Annotated in this window: 25 protein-coding genes; 15 read left to right on the forward strand and 10 right to left on the reverse strand. The window is 68.4% G+C overall.

Annotation, left to right across the window (positions count from 1 at the left end):
* From JHC79_RS15070 to secA, 3 genes are all read left to right on the forward strand, one after another.
* Window positions 1–666 (forward strand): ComF family protein (locus tag JHC79_RS15070; RefSeq protein ID WP_296392187.1); only part of this gene is annotated, 666 nt, incomplete at its 5' end.
* A gap of 374 nt (window positions 667–1,040) precedes the next feature.
* A complete protein-coding gene (gene raiA / locus JHC79_RS15075) occupies window positions 1,041–1,775 on the forward strand; it encodes a ribosome-associated translation inhibitor RaiA (protein WP_296392189.1) in 735 nt (244 codons plus the stop codon).
* Window positions 1,776–1,974: 199 nt separating this feature from the next.
* On the forward strand, window positions 1,975–4,800 hold the full coding sequence (secA, locus tag JHC79_RS15080; RefSeq protein WP_296392231.1) for a preprotein translocase subunit SecA: 2,826 nt from the start codon (window positions 1,975–1,977) through the stop codon (window positions 4,798–4,800).
* An 80-nt stretch (window positions 4,801–4,880) separates the two neighbouring features.
* On the opposite strand, the gene JHC79_RS15085 is transcribed toward secA, so the two are convergent.
* Window positions 4,881–5,507, reverse strand: a complete 627-nt coding sequence (locus JHC79_RS15085; RefSeq protein ID WP_296392191.1) for a DUF4232 domain-containing protein — start codon at window positions 5,505–5,507, stop codon at window positions 4,881–4,883.
* Between the two features lie 325 nt (window positions 5,508–5,832).
* On the opposite strand from JHC79_RS15085, the gene JHC79_RS15090 reads away from it, so the two are divergent.
* From JHC79_RS15090 to JHC79_RS15115, 6 genes are all read left to right on the forward strand, one after another.
* Window positions 5,833–6,243 carry an Rv3235 family protein gene (locus JHC79_RS15090; protein ID WP_296392193.1) on the forward strand — a complete coding sequence of 137 codons (411 nt, stop codon included), beginning with the start codon at window positions 5,833–5,835 and terminating at the stop codon, window positions 6,241–6,243.
* A gap of 119 nt (window positions 6,244–6,362) precedes the next feature.
* The gene (locus JHC79_RS15095) at window positions 6,363–7,760 is read left to right on the forward strand and encodes a wax ester/triacylglycerol synthase family O-acyltransferase (protein ID WP_296392195.1); all 1,398 of its coding nucleotides are present in this window, start codon (window positions 6,363–6,365) and stop codon (window positions 7,758–7,760) included.
* Between the two features lie 62 nt (window positions 7,761–7,822).
* On the forward strand, window positions 7,823–8,368 hold the full coding sequence (locus tag JHC79_RS15100) for a hypothetical protein (protein WP_296392197.1): 546 nt from the start codon (window positions 7,823–7,825) through the stop codon (window positions 8,366–8,368).
* Between the two features lie 151 nt (window positions 8,369–8,519).
* The gene (locus tag JHC79_RS15105) at window positions 8,520–9,830 is read left to right on the forward strand and encodes a fatty acid desaturase (RefSeq protein ID WP_296392198.1); all 1,311 of its coding nucleotides are present in this window, start codon (window positions 8,520–8,522) and stop codon (window positions 9,828–9,830) included.
* Window positions 9,831–9,997: 167 nt separating this feature from the next.
* Window positions 9,998–11,257 carry a fatty acid desaturase gene (locus JHC79_RS15110; RefSeq protein WP_296392200.1) on the forward strand — a complete coding sequence of 420 codons (1,260 nt, stop codon included), beginning with the start codon at window positions 9,998–10,000 and terminating at the stop codon, window positions 11,255–11,257.
* A gap of 30 nt (window positions 11,258–11,287) precedes the next feature.
* Window positions 11,288–12,517 (forward strand): polysaccharide pyruvyl transferase family protein, encoded by a 1,230-nt coding sequence (locus tag JHC79_RS15115; RefSeq protein WP_296392201.1) that lies wholly within the window; start codon window positions 11,288–11,290, stop codon window positions 12,515–12,517.
* A gap of 13 nt (window positions 12,518–12,530) precedes the next feature.
* Here the strand turns inward: JHC79_RS15115 and rsgA are convergent, their stop codons facing one another.
* From rsgA to JHC79_RS15135, 4 genes are read right to left on the reverse strand one after another with little or no spacing between them, the layout of a single operon-like run.
* Window positions 12,531–13,571: a ribosome small subunit-dependent GTPase A gene (gene rsgA, locus JHC79_RS15120; RefSeq protein ID WP_296392204.1), complete on the reverse strand. Its 1,041-nt coding sequence runs from the start codon at window positions 13,569–13,571 to the stop codon at window positions 12,531–12,533.
* On the reverse strand, window positions 13,535–14,809 hold the full coding sequence (aroA, locus tag JHC79_RS15125) for a 3-phosphoshikimate 1-carboxyvinyltransferase (RefSeq protein ID WP_296392206.1): 1,275 nt from the start codon (window positions 14,807–14,809) through the stop codon (window positions 13,535–13,537). The genes rsgA and aroA overlap by 37 nt, the downstream gene beginning before the upstream one ends.
* A 52-nt stretch (window positions 14,810–14,861) precedes the next feature.
* On the reverse strand, window positions 14,862–15,257 hold the full coding sequence (locus tag JHC79_RS15130; RefSeq protein ID WP_296392208.1) for a DUF5313 family protein: 396 nt from the start codon (window positions 15,255–15,257) through the stop codon (window positions 14,862–14,864).
* 29 nt (window positions 15,258–15,286) lie between these two features.
* Window positions 15,287–15,865: a hypothetical protein gene (locus JHC79_RS15135; RefSeq protein WP_296392210.1), complete on the reverse strand. Its 579-nt coding sequence runs from the start codon at window positions 15,863–15,865 to the stop codon at window positions 15,287–15,289.
* A gap of 78 nt (window positions 15,866–15,943) precedes the next feature.
* Here JHC79_RS15135 and JHC79_RS15140 point away from each other — a divergent pair, with 78 nt between their 5' ends.
* Complete coding sequence (locus JHC79_RS15140) at window positions 15,944–16,756, forward strand: SOS response-associated peptidase (protein ID WP_296392212.1); 813 nt, start codon at window positions 15,944–15,946, stop codon at window positions 16,754–16,756.
* Window positions 16,757–16,785: 29 nt separating this feature from the next.
* Here JHC79_RS15140 and ybaK read toward each other — a convergent pair whose 3' ends face one another.
* Window positions 16,786–17,283 (reverse strand): Cys-tRNA(Pro) deacylase, encoded by a 498-nt coding sequence (gene ybaK / locus JHC79_RS15145; RefSeq protein WP_296392214.1) that lies wholly within the window; start codon window positions 17,281–17,283, stop codon window positions 16,786–16,788.
* A 229-nt stretch (window positions 17,284–17,512) separates the two neighbouring features.
* Here ybaK and JHC79_RS15150 point away from each other — a divergent pair, with 229 nt between their 5' ends.
* On the forward strand, window positions 17,513–18,313 hold the full coding sequence (locus tag JHC79_RS15150; RefSeq protein WP_296392217.1) for a sigma-70 family RNA polymerase sigma factor: 801 nt from the start codon (window positions 17,513–17,515) through the stop codon (window positions 18,311–18,313).
* Window positions 18,310–18,618, forward strand: a complete 309-nt coding sequence (gene rsrA / locus JHC79_RS15155) for a mycothiol system anti-sigma-R factor (RefSeq protein WP_296392220.1) — start codon at window positions 18,310–18,312, stop codon at window positions 18,616–18,618. Before JHC79_RS15150 ends, rsrA begins: the two co-directional genes overlap by 4 nt.
* A gap of 289 nt (window positions 18,619–18,907) precedes the next feature.
* On the opposite strand, the gene JHC79_RS15160 is transcribed toward rsrA, so the two are convergent.
* Window positions 18,908–20,119: an acyl-CoA dehydrogenase family protein gene (locus JHC79_RS15160; protein WP_296392222.1), complete on the reverse strand. Its 1,212-nt coding sequence runs from the start codon at window positions 20,117–20,119 to the stop codon at window positions 18,908–18,910.
* 177 nt (window positions 20,120–20,296) lie between these two features.
* On the opposite strand from JHC79_RS15160, the gene JHC79_RS15165 reads away from it, so the two are divergent.
* Window positions 20,297–20,512, forward strand: a complete 216-nt coding sequence (locus tag JHC79_RS15165; protein ID WP_188489493.1) for a biotin/lipoyl-binding carrier protein — start codon at window positions 20,297–20,299, stop codon at window positions 20,510–20,512.
* 40 nt (window positions 20,513–20,552) lie between these two features.
* A complete protein-coding gene (locus JHC79_RS15170; protein WP_296392226.1) occupies window positions 20,553–22,037 on the forward strand; it encodes a sensor histidine kinase in 1,485 nt (494 codons plus the stop codon).
* Between the two features lie 76 nt (window positions 22,038–22,113).
* Here JHC79_RS15170 and JHC79_RS15175 read toward each other — a convergent pair whose 3' ends face one another.
* Both JHC79_RS15175 and JHC79_RS15180 read right to left on the reverse strand, forming a co-directional pair.
* Entirely contained in the window at window positions 22,114–22,371 is a 258-nt protein-coding gene (locus JHC79_RS15175; RefSeq protein WP_188489497.1) for a WhiB family transcriptional regulator, read from the reverse strand.
* Between the two features lie 269 nt (window positions 22,372–22,640).
* Window positions 22,641–23,597, reverse strand: a complete 957-nt coding sequence (locus JHC79_RS15180) for a diacylglycerol kinase family protein (protein ID WP_366782865.1) — start codon at window positions 23,595–23,597, stop codon at window positions 22,641–22,643.
* A gap of 115 nt (window positions 23,598–23,712) precedes the next feature.
* Between JHC79_RS15180 and JHC79_RS15185 the strand changes: the two genes are divergently transcribed.
* A complete protein-coding gene (locus JHC79_RS15185) occupies window positions 23,713–24,210 on the forward strand; it encodes a hypothetical protein (RefSeq protein ID WP_296392236.1) in 498 nt (165 codons plus the stop codon).
* A gap of 7 nt (window positions 24,211–24,217) precedes the next feature.
* Here the strand turns inward: JHC79_RS15185 and JHC79_RS15190 are convergent.
* On the reverse strand, window positions 24,218–24,565 hold a 348-nt coding region (locus JHC79_RS15190; RefSeq protein ID WP_296392230.1), incomplete at its 5' end, for a hypothetical protein.

The following is a 24,565-nucleotide window of genomic DNA, read 5'->3' on the forward strand; positions in this document are numbered from 1 at the left end:
CGCGCCGGCGCCGACCTGGTGGTGCCGCTGCTCTGTGGCGGATGCGGCCGTCCCGGCACGCGGTGGTGTCGGTCGTGTGATGACATCGCGCACGACGATCCGATCCTGCTCGCACCCCGGGTGTCGCCGCCGGTCGGTGCGTGGGCGTTGGGCCGCTACCGCGGCCCGATGCGCAGCGCGATCCTGGAACTGAAGGAACACGGTCGCCGTGACCTCGTCGTGCCGCTGGGGTCGGCGCTCGCGCACGGGCTGGTGACGTTGGCGGCGTGGTCGGAGCTGCCCGCCGACGCCACCGAACTAGTCCTCGTCCCGGCTCCCACCCGTATGTGGTCGGCACGGCGGCGTGGAGGTGACCCCGTCACGGCCGTCGCGGCCGAGGCCGCGTCGAGACTGGGCGCCCGGGTCGGGGTCGCGCCGATGCTGCGCACGTCGATGTGGGCCCGCGACTCGGCCGGGCTGTCGGCGCGCGGACGGGTCGACAACCTCGACCACGCCATCGCGGTACGACCCCGCGCCCGTCGGTTCGACGCCTCGATGCACTCGCGCGCCGCCGTCGTCCTGGTCGACGACGTGCTCACCACCGGCGCCACCGCAAGCGAATCGATCCGGGTACTCGCCGGCGTCGGTGTGCGGGTCGATGCCGTGCTCGTCATCGCGGGCGCGTGAGGCCGCACCCGCCGAAGCAGACACGCAACACAGGTCACCTGATCGACATGAAAACTCGATGAAATGTTGATGCCCAAATCATGGCGACACCTCGATGTTGCGACTACGGTCGGAGGTCATCGGGCACCGCGATCAACCGCGGTACCGCGGCCGGCGGCAGTGCTGTCGCCAGGGCCACAGGAGTCAACCGGCAACCCTTGGAGGTGAGGCCACTCCCATCAGAGGTGCCATTGCGGTGCAACCGATTTCAACTCCGAATACGTGCTCCTTTGGCATTGACCACGACCCGTTCTCCTCACGGGGGTCCTGCGCCGCTCCGCGCCGAACCCCCGGTGCGCGGACGGCCGATCACCCCAAACCAGGAGGTTCTTCGAGTGTCGACAACCACCCACGCCACATCCGCCACCACCGATTCGCGACAGGAGGCCGACCCGTTCGACAGACGGTCGGCGTTCGTTCGTCCGGTCGACTCGTCGGAGGCGGACAGCCCCGCGACACCCGACGCGACGGTGGTCGTCACCGGCCGCAACGTCGAGGTGCCCGAGCACTTCCGTGTGCACGTCGGGGACAAGCTCGCCCGCGTCGAGCGCTACGACCCCTCCATCTTCGCCTTCGACGTCGAGCTCTATCACGAACGCAACCGACGACAGTCCAAGGTGTGCCAACGGGTCGAGATCACCGCACGTGGTCGGGGACCGGTCGTGCGCGCCGAGGCGTGTGCGGAGAACTTCTACGCGGCGCTCGAGATCGCGGTGGACCGGCTGCAGTCCCGACTGCGCCGCACCAAGGATCGGCGCAAGGTCCACCACGGGCTGCGGACCCCGATCTCGGTCGCCGAGGCGACCGCGGACATCGACCCGACGCTCGACGGTCAGACGCAGGCCCCGGCCGAACCGGACTGGGCCGCGGACCTGCCCGAGTCAGACGGTCCCGGGCAGGTGGTCCGCGTCAAGGAGCACGAGGCCGTGCCCATGACCGTCGACGACGCCCTCTACGAGATGGAACTCGTCGGACACGACTTCTTCCTGTTCCACGACAAGGAGAGCGACCGGCCCTCGGTGGTCTACCGCCGCCACGCCTTCGATTACGGGTTGCTCCGCCTGGCCTGACCCGCCGAACCAGCCACGCACGCCGGCCGCCGAGAAACAGCTCCCACGCTGTGCTCGGCGGCCGGCGTCGTCCGGTGACCTACCATGTACTCCGAGACAGCGACGCCCGGCGTACACCCATGCCCCGCGTCGGTGGAGGAACCATGCGGGCGTGCCCAGGCCGCACAAGGGCGCAGACGACGGATCGAGGAAGCAAACAGTGCTCAACAAGATGCTGCGAATCGGCGAGGGCCGGATGGTCAAACGTCTGGACGCGATCGCGACTCACGTCGAGTCACTCTCCGACGAGATCGAGTTGCTGACCGACGAGGAGCTCCGCGAGAAGACCGCCGAGTTCAAGCAGCGCTTCCTCGACGGCGACACCCTCGACGAGATGCTGCCCGAGGCCTTCGCGGTCGCCCGTGAGGCAGCGTGGCGCGTGCTCCAGCAGAAGCCGTTCCACGTCCAGATCATGGGCGGTGCGGCCCTGCACTTCGGCAACATCGCCGAGATGAAGACCGGTGAGGGCAAGACCCTGACCTGTGTGCTGCCCGCGTACCTCAACGCGCTCACCGGTGAGGGCGTCCACGTCGTCACCGTCAACGACTACCTCGCGAAGTTCCACGCCGAGTGGATGGGACGCGTGCACCGCTTCCTCGGCCTGGAGACCGCGGTCATCCTGACCGGGATGAACCCCGACGAGCGTCGCGTGGCCTACAACGCCGACATCACCTACGGCACCAACAACGAGTTCGGGTTCGACTACCTGCGCGACAACATGGCGCACTCGCTGGCCGACCTCGTGCAGCGTGGCCACGCATACGCGATCGTCGACGAGGTCGACTCGATCCTCATCGACGAGGCCCGCACCCCGTTGATCATCTCGGGCCCGGCCGACGGTTCGAGCAAGTGGTACACCGAGTTCGCGCGGATCGCCCCCCAGCTGAAGAAGGACGTCCACTACGAGGTCGACATCCGCAAGAAGACCATCGGTGTGCACGAGGAGGGCGTCGAGTTCGTCGAGGACCAGCTCGGTATCGACAACCTCTACGAGGCCGCGAACTCGCCGCTGGTCAGCTACCTGAACAACGCGATCAAGGTCAAGGAACTCTTCGAGCGCGACAAGGACTACATCGTGCGCAACGGTGACGTCCTCATCGTCGACGAGTTCACCGGCCGCGTGCTCGACGGTCGGCGCTTCAACGAGGGCCTGCACCAGGCCATCGAGGCCAAAGAGGGCGTCGAGATCAAGCCAGAGAACCAGACGCTGGCCACGATCACCCTGCAGAACTACTTCCGCATGTACGAGAAGTTGGCGGGTATGACCGGTACGGCCCAGACCGAGGCCGCCGAGCTCGACCAGATCTACAAGTTGGGCGTGCTGCCGATCCCGACGAACAAGCCGATGGTCCGCGCCGACAAGACCGACCTCATCTACAAGACCGAAGAGGCCAAGTTCGCCGCCGTTGTCGACGACATCACCGAGCGCAACGAGAAGGGCCAGCCGGTCCTGATCGGCACCACCAGCGTCGAGCGCTCCGAGTACCTGTCGCGTCTGCTGACCAAGCGCGGGATCAAGCACACCGTGCTCAACGCCAAGTTCCACGAGCAGGAGGCGCAGATCATCGCCGAGGCCGGTCGGTCCGGTGCGGTCACCGTCGCCACCAACATGGCCGGTCGTGGCACCGACGTCGTGCTCGGAGGCAACCCGGACGTCATCGCCGACGTCCGTCTGCGCAAGCAGCGTCTCGACCCGGTGGAGACGCCGGAGGAGTACGAGGCCGCGTGGGACGACGCCATCGCCGCGGTGAAGGCCGAGGCCGCCGCCGACGCGCAGAAGGTGAAGGAGGCCGGCGGTCTCTACGTGCTCGGCACCGAGCGTCACGAGTCCCGCCGGATCGACGACCAGCTGCGCGGTCGGTCGGGTCGCCAGGGTGACCCCGGCGAGTCGCGGTTCTACCTGTCGCTGGGCGACGAGCTCATGCGCCGCTTCAACGGTGCGGCGCTCGAGTCGATCATGAACCGCGTCAACCTGCCCGACGACGTCCCGATCGAGGCGAAGATGGTCACCAAGGCCATCCGCAGCGCGCAGACGCAGGTCGAGCAGCAGAACTTCGAGGTCCGCAAGAACGTCCTCAAGTACGACGAGGTGATGAACCAGCAGCGCAAGGTCATCTACGGCGAGCGCCGCACCATCCTCGAGGGCGAGGACCACAGCGCCGAGGTCCAGCGGATGATCGACGACGTCGTCACCGCCTACGTCACCGGCGCGACGGCCGAGGGCTACGTCGAGGACTGGGATCTCGACGAGCTGTGGAACGCGATGAAGACGCTGTACCCGATCGAGCTGGACTACAAGGACATCGTCGGGGAGAACGAGTTCGGCGAGCGTGAGGACATCACCGCCGAGGAACTGGCCGAGAAGCTGGCCGCCGACGCCCACCGGGCCTACAAGGCGCGCGAGGCGGAGATCGAGCGTCTCGCGGGCGAGGGCGCGATGCGCCAACTCGAGCGGACCATCCTGCTCAGCGTGCTCGACCGCAAGTGGCGCGACCACCTCTACGAGATGGACTACCTGCGTGAGGGAATCCACCTGCGGTCGATGGCGCAGCGCGACCCGGTGGTCGAGTACCAGCGCGAGGGCTTCGACATGTTCTCGGGGATGCTCGAGGGTCTGAAGGAGGAGTCGGTCGGATTCCTGTTCAACGTCGCCGTGGAGACCAACCCCGTCGACGAACAGGCCGCGCCGGCCGCGGCCCCCGCGGTAGCACCGGTCGCACCGCGGCCGTTGCCCACCGAGGAGGCACGGAGCGCGGTCGGTATGACGAAGTCCGCCGCCCCGACGGCGTTGCGGGCGCGTGGATTCGAGGACGAGACGCCCGACCTCGTCTACACCGGTCCGTCCGAGGACGGCGGCACGCAGCAGATCAGCGAGGCCGAGGACACCGCGGGTCTCTCGGCGAGCCGGCGGGAACGTCGAGCCGCCGCACGCTCGAGCGGCCGCAACTCCGGACCCAAGCCGCCGAAGGCGCGCAAGAAGCGCTAAGGCTCCTGCCGCGACCATATTCCGCTCCCGCGACTGAGATTCCAGTCGCGGGAGCGGATTTGTGTAGCGGGAGGGTGGAGCTAGCGCAGGGTTCCGATGGTGAGCAGCTGGGCGTCGGCGGATCGGCACGCGGTGAACGACGTGGTCTTGAGGAAGATGGCATTGCGATCGTTCGGCGGGTAGATCCGCAGGCCGTCGGCCCGGACAGGGGTGCAATCGGCGATGTCCCCGGCATCGACGATCGTGAACCGAGCGGTTGCCACCCCGCGCGGCTCGATGGGGACCGTGACGACCTTCGAGCCGTCCCTGGCCGCTGCTGCGCCGAGTTGGGTACCGTTCCCATCCCCGACGAACGACACACCCGGATAACCGGTCACCGTGCACACGGTGGATCCGGTGTTCGTCAGTGCGAGGGTCCCGAATTCCGGTCCGGCGTGACCTTGACCCAGGTTCGCGATGGTGCCCGACAGGTCCGCAGCACGGCATGGCTGTGCGCCTGCGGAGTTCACCGGAGTACGTGTGCCGGGCAGGCCGGTGGACGACGTGTCCGATGGCGAGGCGGTTGTCGGCGAGCCTCCGGGGGTTGCTGTCACGGTGGACACGACGGTCGACGGCGAGACGGCGCTGTCGTTCGCGTCTGCGGAACAACCCGCCACCGCGCCCATGGTGGCGGCGAGTACGAGCAGCAGTGCAGTGCGTGGCTTCATGAAGATAGATTAGCTATGTAAAAAGTAGCTGAGACGGGATTCCATGTGATCTGCAGCATGCGGAACCGGATCATCACCTGCTGCGTCTGAGAGGAGCTGATCACGGCTCCTGGGTGAGACATCCTCGCCCGCCGGATCGCCACGACGACGGGTGGGGTTCATGGTGGGTGTCCGAACGCAGCTGGGGTCCGCCGATACGGAGGCGACGCGCAGCGGCGCGCTCGTGATCGCACCGATCCCGCGGTACGAACCCGACCCGGTGTCGGAGGACGCCGTATCGCGGCCGACGGTCACATCGTCTCGTCCGCTCGCATCCCACGGTCCCGTGTCGGGACGCCCCATCGCCGACCGCGTCGATCCGTCGGCCCGCGCGTTCGCGGTGTCCGCGCTGACGATGCTGCTCGAGATCATCGACCGCCGCCGACCGGTGGCGCAGCTGGCCTCGGTCGCGGCGCCCCACATCGTCGATCAGGTGTCGGTGTGGTCGGCCCGTCCGCCGGCCACGAGCACGGCACCACCCCGCGCGCGTCCTCCCGCGGCGACGCTGATGCGGGTGCATCTGCAGTGGTCGGGGCCCGATGCCGCGGAGGTGTCGGCGACGTACTCGCGGGGTGTGCGGGTCAAAGCCATGGCTGCGCGCGTGCAACGGGTACCGGTGCGGGTACGCCCCAGCGTTCCCGGCGGTCCGCGGACCACCGAACTCCGATGGATGTTGGTCAACGTGACCACCGCCTGAGCGCCGACCGCCGGGGCTTCTCCGTCGGCAACCGTGCGTTCATGGTCTGCGGCTAGGATCGCAGGCGTGTCAGCTGGGCAGATCTCGATCTCGGGGTTCACATGGTGAACCGTCTGTCCATGCAGGACGCCACCTTCTACTACCGCGACGAGCAGGGCGCGACCACCCATCTCGGTTCGCTGCTGATCCTCGAACGCAGCGCGCATCGGCTCGAGTACGAACACCTGCTGGCCACCGTGGAGAAGCGGTTGTCCCTCGTCCCGCGCTACCGGCGCCGGATCCGCGAGGTCACCCTCGGACTGGCCCGACCGGTCTGGGTCGACGACCACGACTTCGACATCACCTACCACGTACGACGCTCGGCGCTGCCGAGTCCGGGCGCCGACGACCAGTTGTTCGATCTCGTCGCCCGTCTGATGTCGCGCCCGCTCGATCGCCACCGACCGCTGTGGGAGATGTACCTCGTCGAGGGGCTGGCCGACAACCGGATGGCCGTGCTGACCAAGACCCACCGTGCCCTCGTCGACGGTCGCGAGGCCCTCGAGATCAACCAGGTGATCGTCGACGATCAGCAGAGCCAGCCGGACATGGGCGAGGACATCTGGCTGCCCGACCCGGAACCCAGCGGCGGCCAGCTCGTCGTCGGCGCCATCGCCGACGTGGTCACCCGGCCGTGGGAGCTGGTGGAGACCGTGCGCGCCGCGTCGGCCCCGGTGGCGACCGTCGGTTCGGTCCTCGCCGGGTCGCTGCGCCGGATCGGGTCGGTGATGCAGATGGCGACCGACGCCGCGCCCGACAGTCCCCTCAACGGGACCACCACCGGTACACGACGATTCACCGTGGCCGCGGTGCCCGCGCAGCGGTGTCTGGAGATCGCGCAGCGCCACGGTTGCGCGGTGAACGACGTCGTCCTGGCGGCGATCGCCGGCGCCCTGCGGCGGTGGCTGCTCTCCCGCGACATCGCCGTCGACCAGCACACCACCGTGCGGGCGATGGTCCCGCTCAGCGCGTATCAGACCGACGGCGGCAACGAGAAGCTGACCAGCGACGCGGAGTGGATGGCCGAGGGCCTACGTGGCTTCGTCACCGACCTCCCCGTCGGCGAACCGAACCCCACGGTGCGGCTCTCGCAGATCAGCCACCTGACCGGGCGGCACTCGCACTCGACCCGACGCGTGTCGATGGGGACACGCTCGTGGCTGCCGGAGGTGGGTCCCGCGACGTTCCACGCGATGAGCTCGCGGGCTGCGGCGACGATGTCGGGCCGGTCGTTCAACGTGCCGGTGAGCATCGCCCGCGGACCCGGCTCGGCGCAGTACCTGGCGGGTAACAAGATCACCGCGATCTACCCCGTCCCGGCCCTGGTGCCCCAGCGCGCGCTGGCGATCGGGTTGAATTCCTACAACGGCGAGGTCTTCTTCGCCTTCAACGCCGACCGCGACATCATGTGGGACCTCGGTGCGATGACGGAGTTCCTCGCCGAGTCCTTCGACGAGCTGTCCGCCCGGGCCCGCTGACCACGCGGTCGGCGGCCGGTGCGGGCGACTGATGACCGATCGGATTAGTGCGAGGAGAACGAGTGAGGGTCTACCTTCCGGCGACGCTGGCGATGCTGATGCGGCTCAACGAGACGGGCCGATTCGACTCCGTCGGGGGCACCGCGTTCGCGTTGACCCCCGCGCTCCGGGAGTCCTACAGCTCCGGTGACGACGAAGAGCTCGGTGAGGTCGCGCTGCGAGAGGCCGCCCGCGCATCGCTGCGACTGATCGCGGCCGAGGCCGACGGTGTCCCGGTCGGCACGTCCGACCCTGACGAGGGAGACCCGGTCGTGGCCCCGCTTCCCCCGCGACGGGTGGTCGTCGCCGCCGACATCGACGAGGTGGCGCTGCGCCCCGACCTCGACGTGGCCGTGGTCCGTATCACCGGCCCGGTGTCGCTCGAGTCGATCGCGTCGGTGCACGTCGACGTGGCCGACGCCGAGTCCGCGGTGACCGCTGCGGTCGAGGTCATCGACGAGGCCGACCTCGGTGACGAGGACGCCGAACTGGCCGTCGGTGACGTCGACGACTTCGATCTCGCCTGGTACGCCACCCAGGAACTGCCCTTCCTTCTCGAACTGCTCTGACGCTCCCGTGCTGCTGAGAGGGTTGTGATGCGTCCCTCGGCGGGTGTGATCGAGCCCAGAACAGCTCCGTCGGCCTAGACACCTACGGTTGCGTAACCTACGCTTGCGTAGGTCCGCGATCGATTGTCTGGACAGATTGGAGTTGCCGGCTGTGGCCATCAAGAACATTCCCGAGTACGCACACCTCACCGAGACCGACGTGGTCGAACTGGGGGAGAAACTCGACGCGATCCGCACCGACATCGAGGCCTCGCGCGGCGCTCGCGACGCTCGCTACATCCGCAACACCATCCGCTTCCAGCGCGGTCTGGAGCTGACCGGCCGTGCCCTCACCGTCGGCGCCCGCAAGCGCTCGATGTGGTGGCTCGGCGCCTCGGCGCTCGGGGTCGCGAAGATCGTCGAGAACATGGAACTCGGCCACAACGTCATGCACGGCCAGTGGGACTGGATGAACGACCCCGAGATCCACTCGACCGGCTGGGAGTGGGACAACGCGGGCGCATCCAAGCACTGGAAGCAGACCCACAACTACATCCATCACAAGTACACCAACGTGTTGGGCATGGACGACGACGTGGGCTACGGCGTCATCCGGGTGACACGAGATCAGCGGTGGCACCCGATCTACCTGGGCAACATCTTCTACAACACCGTCCTGGCGCTGGGCTTCGAATACGGCGTCGCGATCCAGCACCTCGAGCTCGGCAAGATGGGCAAGAAGGACTTCGACCGCGCAGACTTCAACCGCAAGCTCGCCGAGGTCGGCGACAAGGTCGGTCGTCAGATCGCCAAGGACTACGTCCTCTACCCGGCACTCGTCGGCGCCGTCACCCGGTCACGGCAGGGGTGGCGCGCCGCGCTGACCGCGAACCTGATGGGTAACGCGATCCGCAACGTGTGGTCGAACGCGATCATCTTCTGCGGGCATTTCCCGGACGGCGCCGAGAAGTTCGTCCGCCAGGACGTCGACAACGAGACCCAGGGTGAGTGGTACCTGCGGCAGATGCTCGGCAGCGCGAACTTCCACTCCGGCCCGGTGATGGAGTTCATGAGCGGCAACCTGTCGTACCAGATCGAGCACCACCTGTTCCCGGACCTGCCCAGCAACCGGCTCCGCGAGATCTCCGTGCGGGTCAAGGCGCTGTGCGACGAATACGACCTGCCGTACACGACCGGGCCGTTCCCGGCCCAGTACGCCAAGTCGTGGCGGACCATCGCGAAGCTGTCGCTACCGAACAAGTACCTGCGCGACACCCGTGACGACGCACCGGAGACGGCCTCGGAGGATCGGTTCCGTGATGATTCGGCCGTCCGTCTGGTCGCGACCATCGATCCGGTGACCGGCAAGCGACGGGGTCTACGCACGGCGATCGCGCAGGCGCGTGCACGTCGCCGTTCCACCGGTGCCTCGGTGGCCCCGACGCTGTTGCGTCGTCCCGCCCGCGCCGGGCGCGCCGCCTGATCGGTCCGCGCCGTCGGCGCCGCCCCGGGCACGTGGCGGCGCCCTCCGGCAGCATGGACAATGGCTGAGGAACACCACGACGCGGCGTCTGCGAACAGCTCGGACGCCGCAACCGCCTGACTGCCACCCGCCGCGTGCGGGTGTGCGCGCAGAGGAGCCGACGGCCCATGGCCATCACTGACATCAACACCTACGCGCACCTGAGCGACGCCGACGTCGCCGAGCTCGGCGCGAAGCTCGACGACATGCGTCGCCGCATCGAGTCCGACCGCGGGGAACGCGACGCGCGCTACCTGCGTCGCACCATCGCCGCCCAGCGCATCGTCGAGGCCGCCGGCCGTCTGGTGTTGTGGAACAACAAGTCCCGCACCGAATGGATCGTGGGCACGGCCCTGTTGTCGGCCGCCAAGATCATCGAGAACATGGAACTCGGCCACAACGTGATGCACGGTCAGTGGGACTGGATGAACGACCCCGAGGTGCACTCGACGTCGTGGGAGTGGGACATGGTGTGCGCGTCTCCGCACTGGAAGCACTCCCACAACTACATCCATCACAAGTACACGAACGTCTACGGGATGGACGAGGACCTCGGTTACGAGGTCATGCGGGTCACCCGGGATGAGCCCTGGCAGCCGAAGCACCTCGGTGGGCCGTTCATCAACATCTTCCTCGCGGCGACCTTCGAGTGGGGTATCGCACTGCACGACCTGCACCTGTCCGACGTCGTGACGGGCAAGCGGCCCTGGGTCGAGGCGAAGCCTCAGCTGACGCAGTTCGCGGCCAAGGTTGGCCGCCAGCTCGCCAAGGACTACGTGTTGTTCCCGGCCCTGTCGGGTCGTCGGGCGCGACGCACCGCGTCGGCGAACCTCACGGCCAACCTGGTCCGCAACCTCTGGGCCTATGTGGTCATCTTCTGCGGTCATTTCCCCGACGGCGCAGAGAAGTTCACCGTCGAGTCCCTCGAGGGCGAGACGCAGGGTCAGTGGTACCTGCGACAGATGTTGGGAACGGCCAACTTCCGCGCGGGCCGGGTGATGGCGTTCATGAGCGGCAACCTCTGCTACCAGATCGAGCACCACCTGTTCCCGGACCTGCCCAGCAACCGTTACGCGGAGATGGGCGTCGAGATCCGCGAACTCTGCGACACCTACGACCTGCCGTACACGACCGGGTCGTTGGTGCGCCAGTACTGGCAGTCGTTGCGGACGATCTGGAAGCTGTCGGTGCCCGACCGATTCCTGACCGCCACCTCCGACGACGCGCCGGAGACCGCCTCCGAGCGGCGATTCGGTGCGCGCGCCGGTGTGGCCCGACGTGTCGCCGAGCTCGGGTCCGGCGAGGTGGGCACCACGGTGCGGCGCGGCCTGAAGACCGCGATCGCCGAGGCCCGTCGCCCGCGTCGGATGGTCGCCGCCACACAGTAGGCGTACAGGCGGGGCCGCTAGGGTGGTCAGATGCCCGATTTGCGTAGGCCGTCGTGGGCGAGATCGCGACGCGACCCCCCACCCGCTGAGCTGATCTATCTGATCGCGCCCGCGGGTCACCCCAACCTGGGCGACGAGTTCATCGCGCGAACGTGGTTGCGGTACCTCGCCGTCCACCGTCCCCGCGCCCGGGTGGTTCTCGACTGCCACACCCCAGGGCAGGCATCGATCCTGCTGGGGCAGGCGCACCCGAACGTGCAGTACGTCGACACGGTGTGGCGGATGATCGCCGGGCTGGAGACGATGCCCGTCACCGACGCCGCCGAGGTGGTGACCGCGGCGGTCGCCGAGCCGGGACGGATGCCGTTGCTGCTCGACGGCATCGAGCTGCTCGCGCGGGCGGACTCCATTCATCTCGTCGGCGGGGGATACGTCAATTCCCTGTGGCCGCACCATCTCTCGCTGATCGCCGCCGCGGTCGCGGTTCGACGGCGCAACGGGGCATCGGTGTTCCTGACGGGGCAGGGTCTGCTCCCGGCCGGCGACGCCGACCACCTCGCGCTCCTGCGGTCGTTGCTCGGCGAGGTGTCGGTCGTCGACGTCCGCGACCACGACTCCGCCGACCTGCTCGCCGGGTCGCCGTTGCGTCCGCGCCTCGATGTCACCGGGGACGACGCCTGGCTCGGGGTGCTCGGCGAGGGCGTCTACGACACCACGTCGCCGGTCGTGAACCGACGGTTCATGATCTGCGTCCAGACGCATCTGATGTCGGCCGATGCGAGCGTCGTGGTCGATGTCGACCGTGACATGGTGATCGACGGACTCGAGTCCCGGGTCGCCGACCTGGCGCAGCGGTGGGGCATGACGGGGGAGAACACCGCCTTCGTCGAGGCCATGCCCGGCGACGACGGTCTGCTGTACCGGCGGTTCGTCGATCGGATGCCGGGACTCGAACTCATCCCGTTCACCGGTGTGTGGCACAACGGTTTCCCGGCGACGGCCGACCAGATGTGGGTCACCACCCGCTTCCACGCCCACCTGCTGGCCGCCGCCCGCGGGGCGTCCGGGGTCGTCATCACCGGTCGCACCGACTACTACCCGATCAAACACCGGTCGCTGCTCGAACAGGGATCGCGCTGGCGCATCGTCGATTCGGCCGACGACGCCCCGCACGAGGACGGGGGCTTTCCTGCCCCGGTGGTCGCCGAACTCGCCGCAGGCAAACGGGCACTCGCCGCCGCGCTCTACCCGCGGCGCTGAGACACCGTCGGGCTCAGCCGTTCTCGGTGTGCACCACGGCGCGGAGCAGAACGCGCACCGCCTCGACGCGGCGTGCCGCCTGACCGGTCAACGCGTCGAGCGCGCACTCGGGGTCGGTCGGCGGACCGAGGTGGGTGCACCCCCGGGGGCACTCCTCGATCGCGTCTCGTAGGTCGACGAAGGTGTTCACCAGGTCGTCCGGCGCGACGTTGGCCAGACCGAACGACCGGATGCCGGGGGTGTCGATCACCCAGCCGGCTCCGCCCGGCAACTCCAGGGCCACCGACTGCGTCGAGGTGTGTCGCCCCTTGCCGACCCCCGACACCACGCCGACGGCCCGATAGGCGTCGGGAACGACGCGATTGACCAGGGTCGACTTGCCGACCCCGGAGTGTCCGATCAGAGCGCTGACGTGCCCGGTGAGCGTCTCGAGAACCGGGTCGAGTGGGTCGTCGCGGCCGGCCACGAGGACGGGCAGTTCGAGATCGACGAACGCCGCGCGGAACTCGTCGGCATCGGCGAGGTCGGACTTGGTCAGACACAGGATGGGTTGCAGGCCACCGACGTAGGCGGCGACGAGTGCGCGCTCGACGAACCCGGTGCGCGGGGGCGGATCGGCCAGCGCGGTCACGATCAGCAGCTGCGATGCGTTGGCGACGACCACCCGCTCATAGGGGTCGGTGTCATCGGCGGTGCGCCGCAACACCGTCGAGCGCTTCTCCACCTTGACGATGCGCGCCAGGGTGTCGACGGTGCCGGTCATGTCCCCGACGACCGACACCCGGTCACCGACCACGATGGGGGTGCGCCCTAGTTCACGGGCGCGCATGCACACCACCCGGATGCCCCCGGCCGAGGTGCCGTCGGGTCCGTCGAGCACACAGCCCCAGCGTCCCCGGTCGACCGAGACGACCATGCCCTCGAGCGCGTCGTCGTGGGCCGGGCGGGTCTTGGTCCGCGGTCGGGTGCCCTTGCCCGGACGGATCCGGACATCGCTCTCGTCGAACTGGCGCCCGCTCAGGACGGTGCCGCCGGGTCCACGATGGCCCGCCACATCGCGGGGAAGTCGGGCAGGGTCTTCGCGGTGGTGTCGATGTCGTCGACCGAGACGCCGGGTACCCGCAGGCCGATGATCGCGCCCGCGGTCGCCATGCGGTGGTCGGCGTAGGCACGCCACGTCCCCGACGACAGCGGTGCCGGGACGATGTGCAGTCCGTCGGCGGTCTCGGTGCACCGGCCACCTAGCCGGTTGATCTCGGTGCGCAGTGCGACGAGTCGGTCGGTCTCGTGACCGCGCAGGTGCGCGATGCCCGAGAGCACCGACTCCGTGTCGGCGAGCGCACACAGGGCGGCGATGGTGGGGGTGAGCTCGCCGACGTCGTGCAGGTCGGCGGTGAGCCCGCGCAGCGTTTGCGGGCCGGTGATGGTGAGCACCGAGTCGGTGCGGGTCACCGTGGCACCCATCTCGACGAGGATGTCGACGATCTGCGCGCCGGGCTGGGTGGTGTGGGTGGGCCACGACGGCACCGACACCGATCCGCCGGTGGCCGCGGCAGCGGCGAGGAACGCCGCCGCGTTGGAGAGGTCGGGTTCGATCTGCCGGTCGACCGCGCGAATCGGTCCCGGGGCGACCCGCCAGGTGTCGGCCTCGGCGTCGTCGACGATGACGCCCGCGGTACGCAGCATGTCCACCGTCATCTCGATGTGCGGCTGCGAGGGCACCGGTTTGCCGACGTGGTGCACGGTGACGCCCTCGTCGTACCGGGCGGCCGAGAGCAGCAGGCCGGAGACGAACTGCGACGAGGCGGAGGCGTCGATGGTGACGGCGCCGCCGCGCGCGGAACCCCGCCCGGCGATCGTGAACGGCAGCGCGGTGCCGTCGATCTCGACATCGAGATCGCGGAGCGCGGCGAGGATGACGTCGACCGGCCGTGCGCGCATCTGCTCGTCACCGTCGACGGTCACCGACCCGCGCGCCAGCGCCGCCAACGGCGGGACGAACCGCATGACCGTTCCGGCGAGCCCGCAGTCGATGTGCCCCCCGGTCAGCGGATGCGGGACGACGCGGACGGTGGTCGGGTCGGTCGTGTCGGCGGTGACCTCGGCGCCCATCGAACGCAGGGCCTCCGCCATCAGGTCGGTGTCGCGGCTGCGCAGCACCCCGTGCAGGGTGGACGGACCGTCGGCCAGGGCGGCGAGGACGAACGCACGATTGGTGATCGACTTCGATCCCGGCACGGTGACCGTCGCCGAGATCGGTGCGGTCGCCACCGGCGCGTTCCATGGGTTCACGAGCCGATTGTTTCACGCGCGTCGTGCGGCCCGACTGCGTCCTCGGGCGTGATCAGGGTTGACGGCGGTCGCCGTAGATCGCGTCGTAGTCGGCTTTCGTCGCCTCCTTGCGGCGCTGCGTGCGCGCACTGACCAGATCCGGGTCGAGACCGTTGGTCAGCAACAGGTGCCTGCGGTAGAACGGCGTCAGCGCGATCTGGAAGTAGACGAGTGGGATGAGCAGGATCGCGATCATGCCGACGCGGTAGATCAGCGGCGTGGGGATGAAGAAGAAGGCGATCAGGATCGGCAGCAGCGGGAGGACGCCGCGGGTGATGTACCGCCGGGTGTGCCCCGGACCGACGACATCGTGGAGCACCCACTCGCGCATCGACTCGGGCAGCGGACGACCGCCCAGGTAGCGGAGGAAGCCGACCGGGGTGGGTCGGGTGCGCGATTGCGATGACATGCGATGACCGTAGTCCTCCCTGCGCGCGGTCAGTGTCCGACGACGACCTTCAGCAGCACGATCGCGGCCGCCATCGCGGCGGTGGCGAGCCCGCCCACGAGCACCCGGAACGACGGTGCGTTACCGCGGACGCGTTCGATCACCGTGCGGATCATCGCGATCCGGACGACGATCACGACGCCTGCCGCCAGTTGGGCCCACCAGGCGGGCAACACCCCGAGCCACCCCAGGGCGAGGATGACCGCGGGCAGCGACCCGGACGAGGCGATGGGCACGGCATCACGGAACTCGGTGCGCGCGGTGGACCGACGCTGCGACTCGGTGTGGTGCGCCGACGCCTCGGGGATGCTCGATGTCGCGACGAACTCGGCGAACACGTGGGCGAGGAACGTCGTGACGGTGGTCCCGACGACCAGCAGCGCGGCGGTCCCGGTCTCGATGGCGTGTTGGGAGGCCGCCGCGACGGCGGCGAGGGTGAGGACGTTGCCGTAGACGTAGGCCGACAACCGTGCCGACGCCCGCTCGGCGGTCAGGGGTCCGTCGCGGCGTGCCACCAGACGCCGATGCAGTCCGGTGCGTGGAGCGCGGGTGGTTCCCCGGGTGGTCATGGCAGGCCATGCTCCCAGATCCGGGCCGCCTGATGTGTTGACCCGGTCGGTGTCGGTGCGCGGTGACAGCATGGACACATGTGCGGACGTTATGCGGTCACCACCGACCCGGCCCTGCTCGCCGCGGAACTCGATGCGATCGACGAGGTGATGTCGTCCACGCCGCCGGTCGGTGAGTCGTCGGTCGAGTCGACGGACGCCCCGAAGACGCCCCTGGGACCCGGTGCGAACTACAACGTGGCGCCGACGTCGACGGTCATGAGCGTGGTGCGCAGGCACGCCCACGGGGTCACCGACGACGATCCCGCCCTGCGGATCCGTGCGATGCGGTGGGGCCTGGTCCCGCCGTGGACCAAGGACCTCAAGAAGAGTCCACTGCTGTTCAACGCGCGGGCCGAGAGCGTCGCGGAGAAGGCGTCGTTCAAGCAGTCACTCAAGAACCGGCGGTGCCTGGTGCCGATGGACGGGTGGTACGAGTGGCGCAAGGGTGACGCCGGTGCTGACGGCAAGCCCACCAAGACGCCGTTCTTCATGTCCCCGGAGGACGGGACGCGGCTGTTCATGGCCGGCCTGTGGACGGTGTGGCGTCCGAAGGACGCCGACGAGCACGACCAGCCGTTGGTGAGCTGCACCATCATCACGACCGACGCGGTGGGCGCGATGCGGGACATCCACGATCGGATGCCGCTGATCATGCCGTCGCAGAACTGGGGCGCCTGGCTCGACCCGGACTCGCCCGCCCCCGCGGAACTGCTCGACCCGCCGAGCCCCGAACTGGTGTCGGCGATCGAGCTCCGCGAGGTGTCCCCGCTGGTCAATCGCGTCGCGAACAACGGTCCCGAGCTGCTCGAGCCGGCCGGCCCACAGCCGCAGCAGGGCACTCTGCTCTAGCGGGGCGCCCGAGCAGGTCGCACTGCCCGTCAGCCCGTGATCGGTGCGACCACCGCCGCGGTGGCCGCGACGAGATCGGCGGGGGAGAGCTCGATCTCGAACCCGCGGCGGCCGCCGCTGCACAACACCGACGGCCATTGCTCGGCCGACGAATCCACCACTGTGGGCAGCGGTGTGCGCTGGCCGAGTGGTGAGACGCCGCCGAGCACGTAGCCGGTGCTGCGTTGCACCGCGTCGGGCTTGGCCATCTCTGCCTTCGACATCCCCAGCGCCGCGGCCGCGGCCTTGAGCGACAGCCGCGCGGGGACGGGGATCACCGCCACGGCGAGGCCGTTCCGGCCCGCACCGGAGACGCTGATGACCAGTGTCTTGAACACCTGAGCGGCATCGACACCGAGGCTCTCGGTCAGCGTGTCGACGGCCTCGTCACCGAACGACCCGGTGCGTGGATCACTGCGATACCGGTGCACGGTGTGCGCCACCCCGGACCGCTCCAGGATCGAGACGGCCGGGGTCGCCGCGGCCATCAACCGATGTCCCGGACAGCGGTGATGTCCGATCTCATGGGTCGAGGTTACGTCGACTCCCAAGTCGGAGGCGACGTGTTTTCGCAGGTGCGCGATGCCCCGTCGGCAGGTCGAGCCGTTGCGCTCCGGCCGGGCCGAAGTCGGACCATCGGAACAATCCCACGAACAACGCTGTTGGACCGGGACAGATCAGATGGCACACCGCCACCGAAGAAGGAGTGTGAAGTCGATGGCAGTCCTCACGCCGGATCGGCCGCAGGTCACCTCGGCGTCGAGACCGACGCTGATGTATGTCGAACCGTTGACATCGGTAGGCTTGGACGAGCGACGCGGGTCCGACACAGCGTCGAGTCGACCTGAAGGGACCGTGGTGACCAGTTCCGAGCCAACGGCAGACGCCTCCGAGTCGGCCTCCACGGAGACCGCCGCCGAGCGTGGTGAGCGCTTCGAGCGCGATGCCCTGCCTCTGTTGGACCAGATGTACGGTGCTGCGCTGCGCATGACGCGCAACCCGCCGGATGCCGAGGACCTCGTCCAGGAGACCTACGTCAAGGCGTTCTCCGCCTTCCACTCGTTCAAGGCGGGAACGAACCTCAAGGCCTGGCTGTACCGGATCCTGACGAACACCTACATCAACGGATACCGCAAACGGCAGCGTCAACCTGCGCAGTACCCGACCGACGAGATCAGCGACTGGCAGCTCGCCGCCACCGCCGAGCACACCTCGACCGGTCTGCGCTCGGCGGAGATCGAGGCCCTCGATGCGCTGCCCGACGACGACATCAAGAACGCACTGCAGGAACTGCCCGAGGACTTCCGGATGGCTGTCTACTACTCCGACGTCGAAGGCCTGCCCTACAAGGAGATCGCCGAGATCATGGACACCCCGATCGGAACGGTGATGTCTCGACTGCACCGCGGCCGCAAACAGCTCCGCGGTCTGCTGGCCGACGTGGCCACCGAGCGCGGGTTCAACCGTGCCGGCCGGGCCGATGACGCGTCCGAGACGACTGCGCAGGTGACGCGATGACCGAACAGCCCGACAGCGCACAGTCCGATCTCGAGTCGGCGGAGTTCGAGCAGCTCGACTGCTCGGCGGTCATCGCCGACGTCTGGCTCCTGCTGGACAACGAGTGCGACCCGAACGTGCGCGAGCGTCTCCAGTCGCACATGAACTCCTGCCACAGCTGCCTCGAGCACTACGGCATCGAGGCGCAGCTCAAGAGCCTGATCAACCGCAAATGCGGTGGCGACCAGGCACCGGACCGGCTACGCCAGCGTCTGACCGTCGAGATCCGTCAGACGGTCATCGGTCACACGCACAGCGACGGCTAGTCCCGGTCCGCCCGGACCCCACAGACAGCATCAGGGCCGGATCTCACCGTGAGGTGGGGTCCGGCCCTGATCGTGTGGTGTCCCGTGTGGGGGATGCACCACTCAAGCGTTGGGGCGCTTGCCGTGGTTGGCGGCATTCTTCTTACGAGCGCGCTTCTTGCGTCCACGCTTTCCCATGGTGTTCTCCTTCCGGTGCGCTGCGACATCTACTTCGCACAGGTCATCCATTGTTCCACGAGTCGCCACCAGGTCCACAATCCGTGATGGCCGTGGCGGGCGCCCGGTCGTCTCAGCCGCCGGCGTGGGCACCGAGTTCGTAGCGGGCGATGGTGCGTTTGTGCACCTCGTCGGGACCGTCGGCCAGGCGTAGCGTCCGCAGATGCGCGTACATCTGGGCGAGCGGGAAGTCGTCGGAGACGCCTGCGCCGCCGTGCACCTGGATCGCGCGGTCGATGATCCGCAGGGCCATCGCGGGGGCGGCGACCTTGATCGCGGCGATCTCGATGCGGGCGCCCTTGTTGCCGACGGTGTCCATCAGCCAGGCCGCCTTCATGGTCAGCAGTCGCGCCATCTCGATGTCGATGCGTGACTCGGCGATCCAGTCGGCGATGTTGGACTGGGCGGCGATGGGCTTGCCGAACGCGGTGCGGGTCGACGCCCGCACGCACATCAGGTCGAGGGCACGCTCGGCCATGCCGATCGCGCGCATGCAGTGGTGGATCCGGCCCGGGCCGAGTCGAGCCTGGGCGATCATGAACCCCTTGCCGACGCCGGCGAGCACGTCCTCGCGCGGTACCCGCACGTTCTCGAAGAGGATCTCCGCGTGTCCCTCGCGGTCCTGGTAGCCGAACACCGGCAGCCCGCGCACGACGGTGACGCCGGGTGCGTCGATCGGGACGACCATCATCGACTGCTGTGAGTAGGTCGAGGCCTCCGGATCGGTCTTGCCCATGACGATCAGGACACGGCAGTTCGGGTGCAACGCGTTCGATGTCCACCACTTGCGGCCGTTGAGCACGAAGTGGTCGCCGTCGGCGAGCATCGTCATCTCGATGTTCGTGGCGTCCGAACTGGCCACCGCCGGCTCGGTCATCGCGAACGCCGATCGGATCGTCCCCTCGAGAAGCGGTGCGAGCCAACGCTTCTTGTGTTCCTCGGAACCGAACTGCGTGAAGACCTCCATGTTGCCGGTATCGGGGGCCGAGCAGTTGCACGCCTCGGGCGCGAGGACCGGACTGCGACCCATGATCTCGGCCAGCGGGGCGTACTCCGCGTTCGTCAGGCCCGCGCCGTACCGGTCGTCGGGATGGAAGAGGTTCCAGAGTCCCTGCGCCTTGGCCTCGGCCTTGAGTTCGGCGACCACGGGTGCGTCGAAGTGCGGATCGCCGGACTCACGCATCTGTCGCGCGTAGACGGCCTCGGCCGGGTAGATGTGGGAATCCATGAACGCGAGCAGTCGTGTCCGTAGTTCCTCGCAGCGCTCGCTGTAACCGAAATCCATGTCCTGATCCTCACTGTCGACGTCCTCATCCGAGTGTGGACCGCGGATGCGTCGGGGGCGGGCACCGGGTCACCCGATGTCGGTGTCGGCACGTATCGGAACGCGGTGATCATCTGCGATAGGTTGTCCTCGACAAGATGCCCCGGTGGCATCGACGTGCGTCTGGTGGAGGTCGACATGGCAGAAGAAGTCATCGCGGAGATCGTGGCAAGCGTCCTCGAGGTCATCGTCACTCCCGGCCAGACGATCGAGGCGGGGGACACCATCGTGTTGCTCGAGTCGATGAAGATGGAGATCCCGGTGCTCGCCGAGGAGTCCGGGACCGTCGGCGAGGTCAAGGTCGCGGTCGGCGACGTCATCCAGGCCGGCGACCTCATCGCCACCATCGACTGACGTCGTGACCGACGTCCCCCCGTTCTGAGGGCCGTAGGCCATGTCGACACTGACCGACCTGCTCGCCGAACACACCGATCTCTCCGGGGCGGTCGCAGGCCACCTGCAACGGGTCGTCGCCGAGTGGCAGCTGATGGCGGATCTGTCCTTCGCCGACCTGCTCATGTACGTCCGTACCGATTCCGATCGGTTGATCTGCGTGGCCCAGTGTCGGCCGAACACCTCGCCCACGGTGTTCCCCGCCGACCAGGTCGGCCGACTCGTGATCGAGGACGACGACACCTCCCCGGACTCGAATCCCCAGGTGCGCAGTGCCTTCACCAGCGGCCGCATCCTCCGCGAGGAGGACCCGACGTGGCTGGGGCCCATCGCGATCCGACGCGAGGCGGTCCCGGTGCGATTCGACGGCGACGTCGTCGCGGTGGTCAGCCGCACCGCCAACCTGGCCCAGCTGCGGATGCCGTCGCCGATGGAACTCGCCTATCAGGACTGCGCGCACGACCTCTGCCAGATGATGTCCGACGGCACGTTCCCGCAGTACGAGGGCAACCCGCGCGGACTGTCCACGCCGCGTGCCGGAGACGGGTTCATCCGGCTCGACGACGCCGGGATCGTCGCGTTCGCGAGCCCCAACGCGCTGTCGGCGGTGCACCGCATGGGGTGGACCGCCGAGCTCACCGGCAACCAACTGACCACCGTCCTGTCGGAGTTGCTCACCGACCGGTTCGAGGCCGACGACACGGTGTTCATGATCTCCGAGGCGGTGGCCGGCCGGTCCGGGATGCGTGTCGAGGCCGACGCCAAACGGGCCTCGGTGCTGATCCGGGCGGTCCCGCTCCGACCGCGTGGCCAACGGTCGGGTGCCGCGGTCCTCCTTCGTGACGTCACCGAGGTCAAACGCCGCGACCGCGCGTTGATCAGCAAGGACGCCACCATCCGGGAGATCCACCACCGGGTGAAGAACAACCTGCAGAGTGTGTCGGCGCTGCTGCGTCTGCAGGCGCGACGGACCGAGAACCCCGAGGCCCGCGGCGCGTTGACCGAGGCGGTGCGTCGCGTCGCCGCGATCGCGTTGGTGCACGAACTGCTCTCCGGAAGTGTCGACGAGGAGGTCGACCTCGACGTCGTCGTCGATCAGTTGGTGCCGGTGATGGCCGACGTCGCCTCCGGGGACAGCAACGCCGTGGTCCGTCGGGGCGGCACGCTGGGAGTGCTGCCGTCCGACCTCGCCATGCCGATGGTGATGGTGCTGACCGAGTTGATCCAGAACGCCGTCGAACACGGGTTCACCTCGGGTGCGCAGGGCGAGGTGGTGATCAAGGCCGACCGCAACACGCGTCGCCTGGTGGTCACCGTCGCCGACAACGGGGTGGGGCTGCCCGCGGGTTTCGACATCCGCGCCTCCGAACGGCTCGGACTGCAGATCGTGCACACCCTGGTGAGCATCGAACTCGGCGGCAGCCTCGAGCTCTCGGCGGGCAGCGACGGCGGGACCGACGCGATCCTCACCGTTCCGCTGCGCTGATCCGCCGACGGCCCGGCGCGGCGACGACAGCGAAAAGCCCGGCGGGTTCCGCCGGGCTTCTCGATGTGGCTGTGTGTCAGACGGTGGTGCTGCGCGTGCGGTTGCGCGCGTTACGACGCTTGAGCGCGCGACGCTCGTCCTCGCTCATGCCGCCCCAGACGCCTGCATCCTGGCCCGAGTCCAGCGCCCACGAGAGGCAGTCAGCTGTGACGGGGCAGCGATTGCAGACGAGCTTCGCATCGGCGATCTGTGCGATGGCCGGTCCGCTGGTCCCCACGGGGAAAAACAGCTCCGGATCCTCGTCGCGACAGATTGCGTTGTGACGCCAGTCCATTCCCTGCTCCTTCGCATGCGCGCGTGGTGGTCGCGCGGTGTGTTCTGTAACTTTTCGTTCATACGTGCGTACTTGATGTTTCCGCACTGTTGCTTGTGAATGCTTTCACGAATCCAGATGAAGTCAATGGTGTTGCGTTAACACGTGGGCAATGTCACTGCGATTGCAGGGGGGTGCCCACGAGGTCCCTCGACCGTTGTACTACTGTCTTGTTCGGTTCGCCTGCTTTTCGCCCATTCAGTGGCGAAGGCAACTCTGCAACCGCCGTTTCAGGCGGTGGGCGCCACGACCTCGAGCCGGTCGGGCACACAACCGAACCGCACATCCACCCGCGTGCCGACGTAGTCGCCGTCCATCTGCATGTCGATCGGGTTGTCGGCGCGGATCCGTACGTGATCGACGTCGTCGTCGGTCACCACGTGACCCGCGTGCGGGGACCGCTGCGTGAGCAGCTGGGTGAACACCGGGGTGTTGCGCGGCACGCTCATGGACTGCGACGCGAAAATCCCCAGCCCGGAGTCGTAGGTGGTCTCCGGGTTGGTCAACACCGGCCGCTTGCCGATGTAGGTCCACGGATTGGCGTTGCAGACGAACGCGAAATGCACGCCGTCGATGACGCGGACCGGGTCACCGGGGTGTTCGCCGGGTAGCTCGACGGTGAGTTCCGGTCGGCGTCGGGACGCGGTCAGGAACGCTTTGGTGGTGGTCCAGATGTAGCGGGCGTCGCTGGCGGGCTTGCCGGACTTCCGTTGGCGTTCGATCGAGTGGACGACCTCCGCGTCGACGCCGAGGCCGGCGTTGAAGAGGAACCACCGGCCGTCGACGTGGCCCAGACTGATCCGGCGACGTGCGCCGTCGGCGAGCAGGGTGAGCAGCTGCCCGGTGGCCTGCAGCGGGTCGGCCAGCACCCCCAACGACCGGGCGAAGACGTTGGCGCTGCCGCCGGGAACAACCGCGAGCGCGGGCGACGGATTCTCTCCGACCGGCAGGTCGGGCGCATCGAGCAGGCCGTTGACGACCTCGTTGACCGTGCCGTCGCCCCCGTGGACGATCACCACCGGGTATCCCTCGGCGCGCGCACGTGCGGCGATCTCACCGGCGTGGCCGCGATGGGTGGTCAGTTCGACGGTCAGGTCGAGTCGCGCCGAGAGGGTGTGCGCCAATGCGTCGCGACCCGCATCGGTGGTCGAGGTCGCGAACGGGTTGACGATCAGCAGGGCACGCACGATTTCTGAGCCTAGAGGGTGTCGCCACACCGGTCACAATCTCAGGTGGTCGCCGCGCGGTTGGTTCGTCACCGTTTCCAGTGCGGTCCGGCGAGCGTTCTACGCTGGGGGAGTGATGCAGACCAGCCCCGATCCGTCGAGCCGTTCGGCGCGTCCACCGACCGCGGTCCGACGGGGTGGGGCGATCGTCGCCCTCGAGGGCCTGGCCGCGATCGTGATCGCGGTGGTCCTGTGGATCCACGCCGCGGGTGGTGCCGACGAGAGCTTCATCAGCAGCTACGGCACGGGGGCGTGGTTCGCGATCCTCGGTGCCGGCGTGCTCGCGGGTGGTCTGGCGCTGATCACCGGCCGCCGGTGGGGTCGGGCGATCGCGGTGGTCGCGCAGATCCTGCTGATCCCGGTGGCGTTCGCGCTCCTCACCGACAGCGGCCAACCCGAGTACGGCGTGCCGTTGCTGATCGTCGTGATCGTCGTCCTGGTGCTGCTGTTCTCGCCGTCGTCGGTGCGATGGCTGGCGGCCGACTACGCACCCGACGCCGAGGAGCCGGTCGAACCGGCCGACTCTGATCGGACTCCGTCGAAGCGACCGGTGAAGCGCAAACGCAAACGCTGACAGGTGGTCAGGCGACGATCGCAGGGCACCGTGGCCAGGTGACGTCGGTGGTGATGGTGGGTCGCGGTAGGCGTTCGACGAGTAGGTATGCGATCTGCAGTTCCATGTCGGCCGGCGGCTCGTCGCGCTCGACGTCGGCGCTTGCTGTTGTCGCGTTCGCCGCCGCGGTGCTCTCGGCTGTGTTGGCCCATGGGTCGACCACGGGTCGGGTGTCGGGGACACCGGGTTCGCCGCACGGGCCGGGTTCGGCCTGGCGGTGGTGGTCGAGGAGTTCGGCGATGCGGTGTCGGTGGTTGGCGCGTGGTTGGTCGGGTGGGTCGGTGTTGCGGCGCCAGCCGTAGCGGCCGCGGTCGGG

This window comes from Williamsia sp., from assembly GCF_016462415.1.
Taxonomy (GTDB): domain Bacteria; phylum Actinomycetota; class Actinomycetes; order Mycobacteriales; family Mycobacteriaceae; genus Williamsia_A.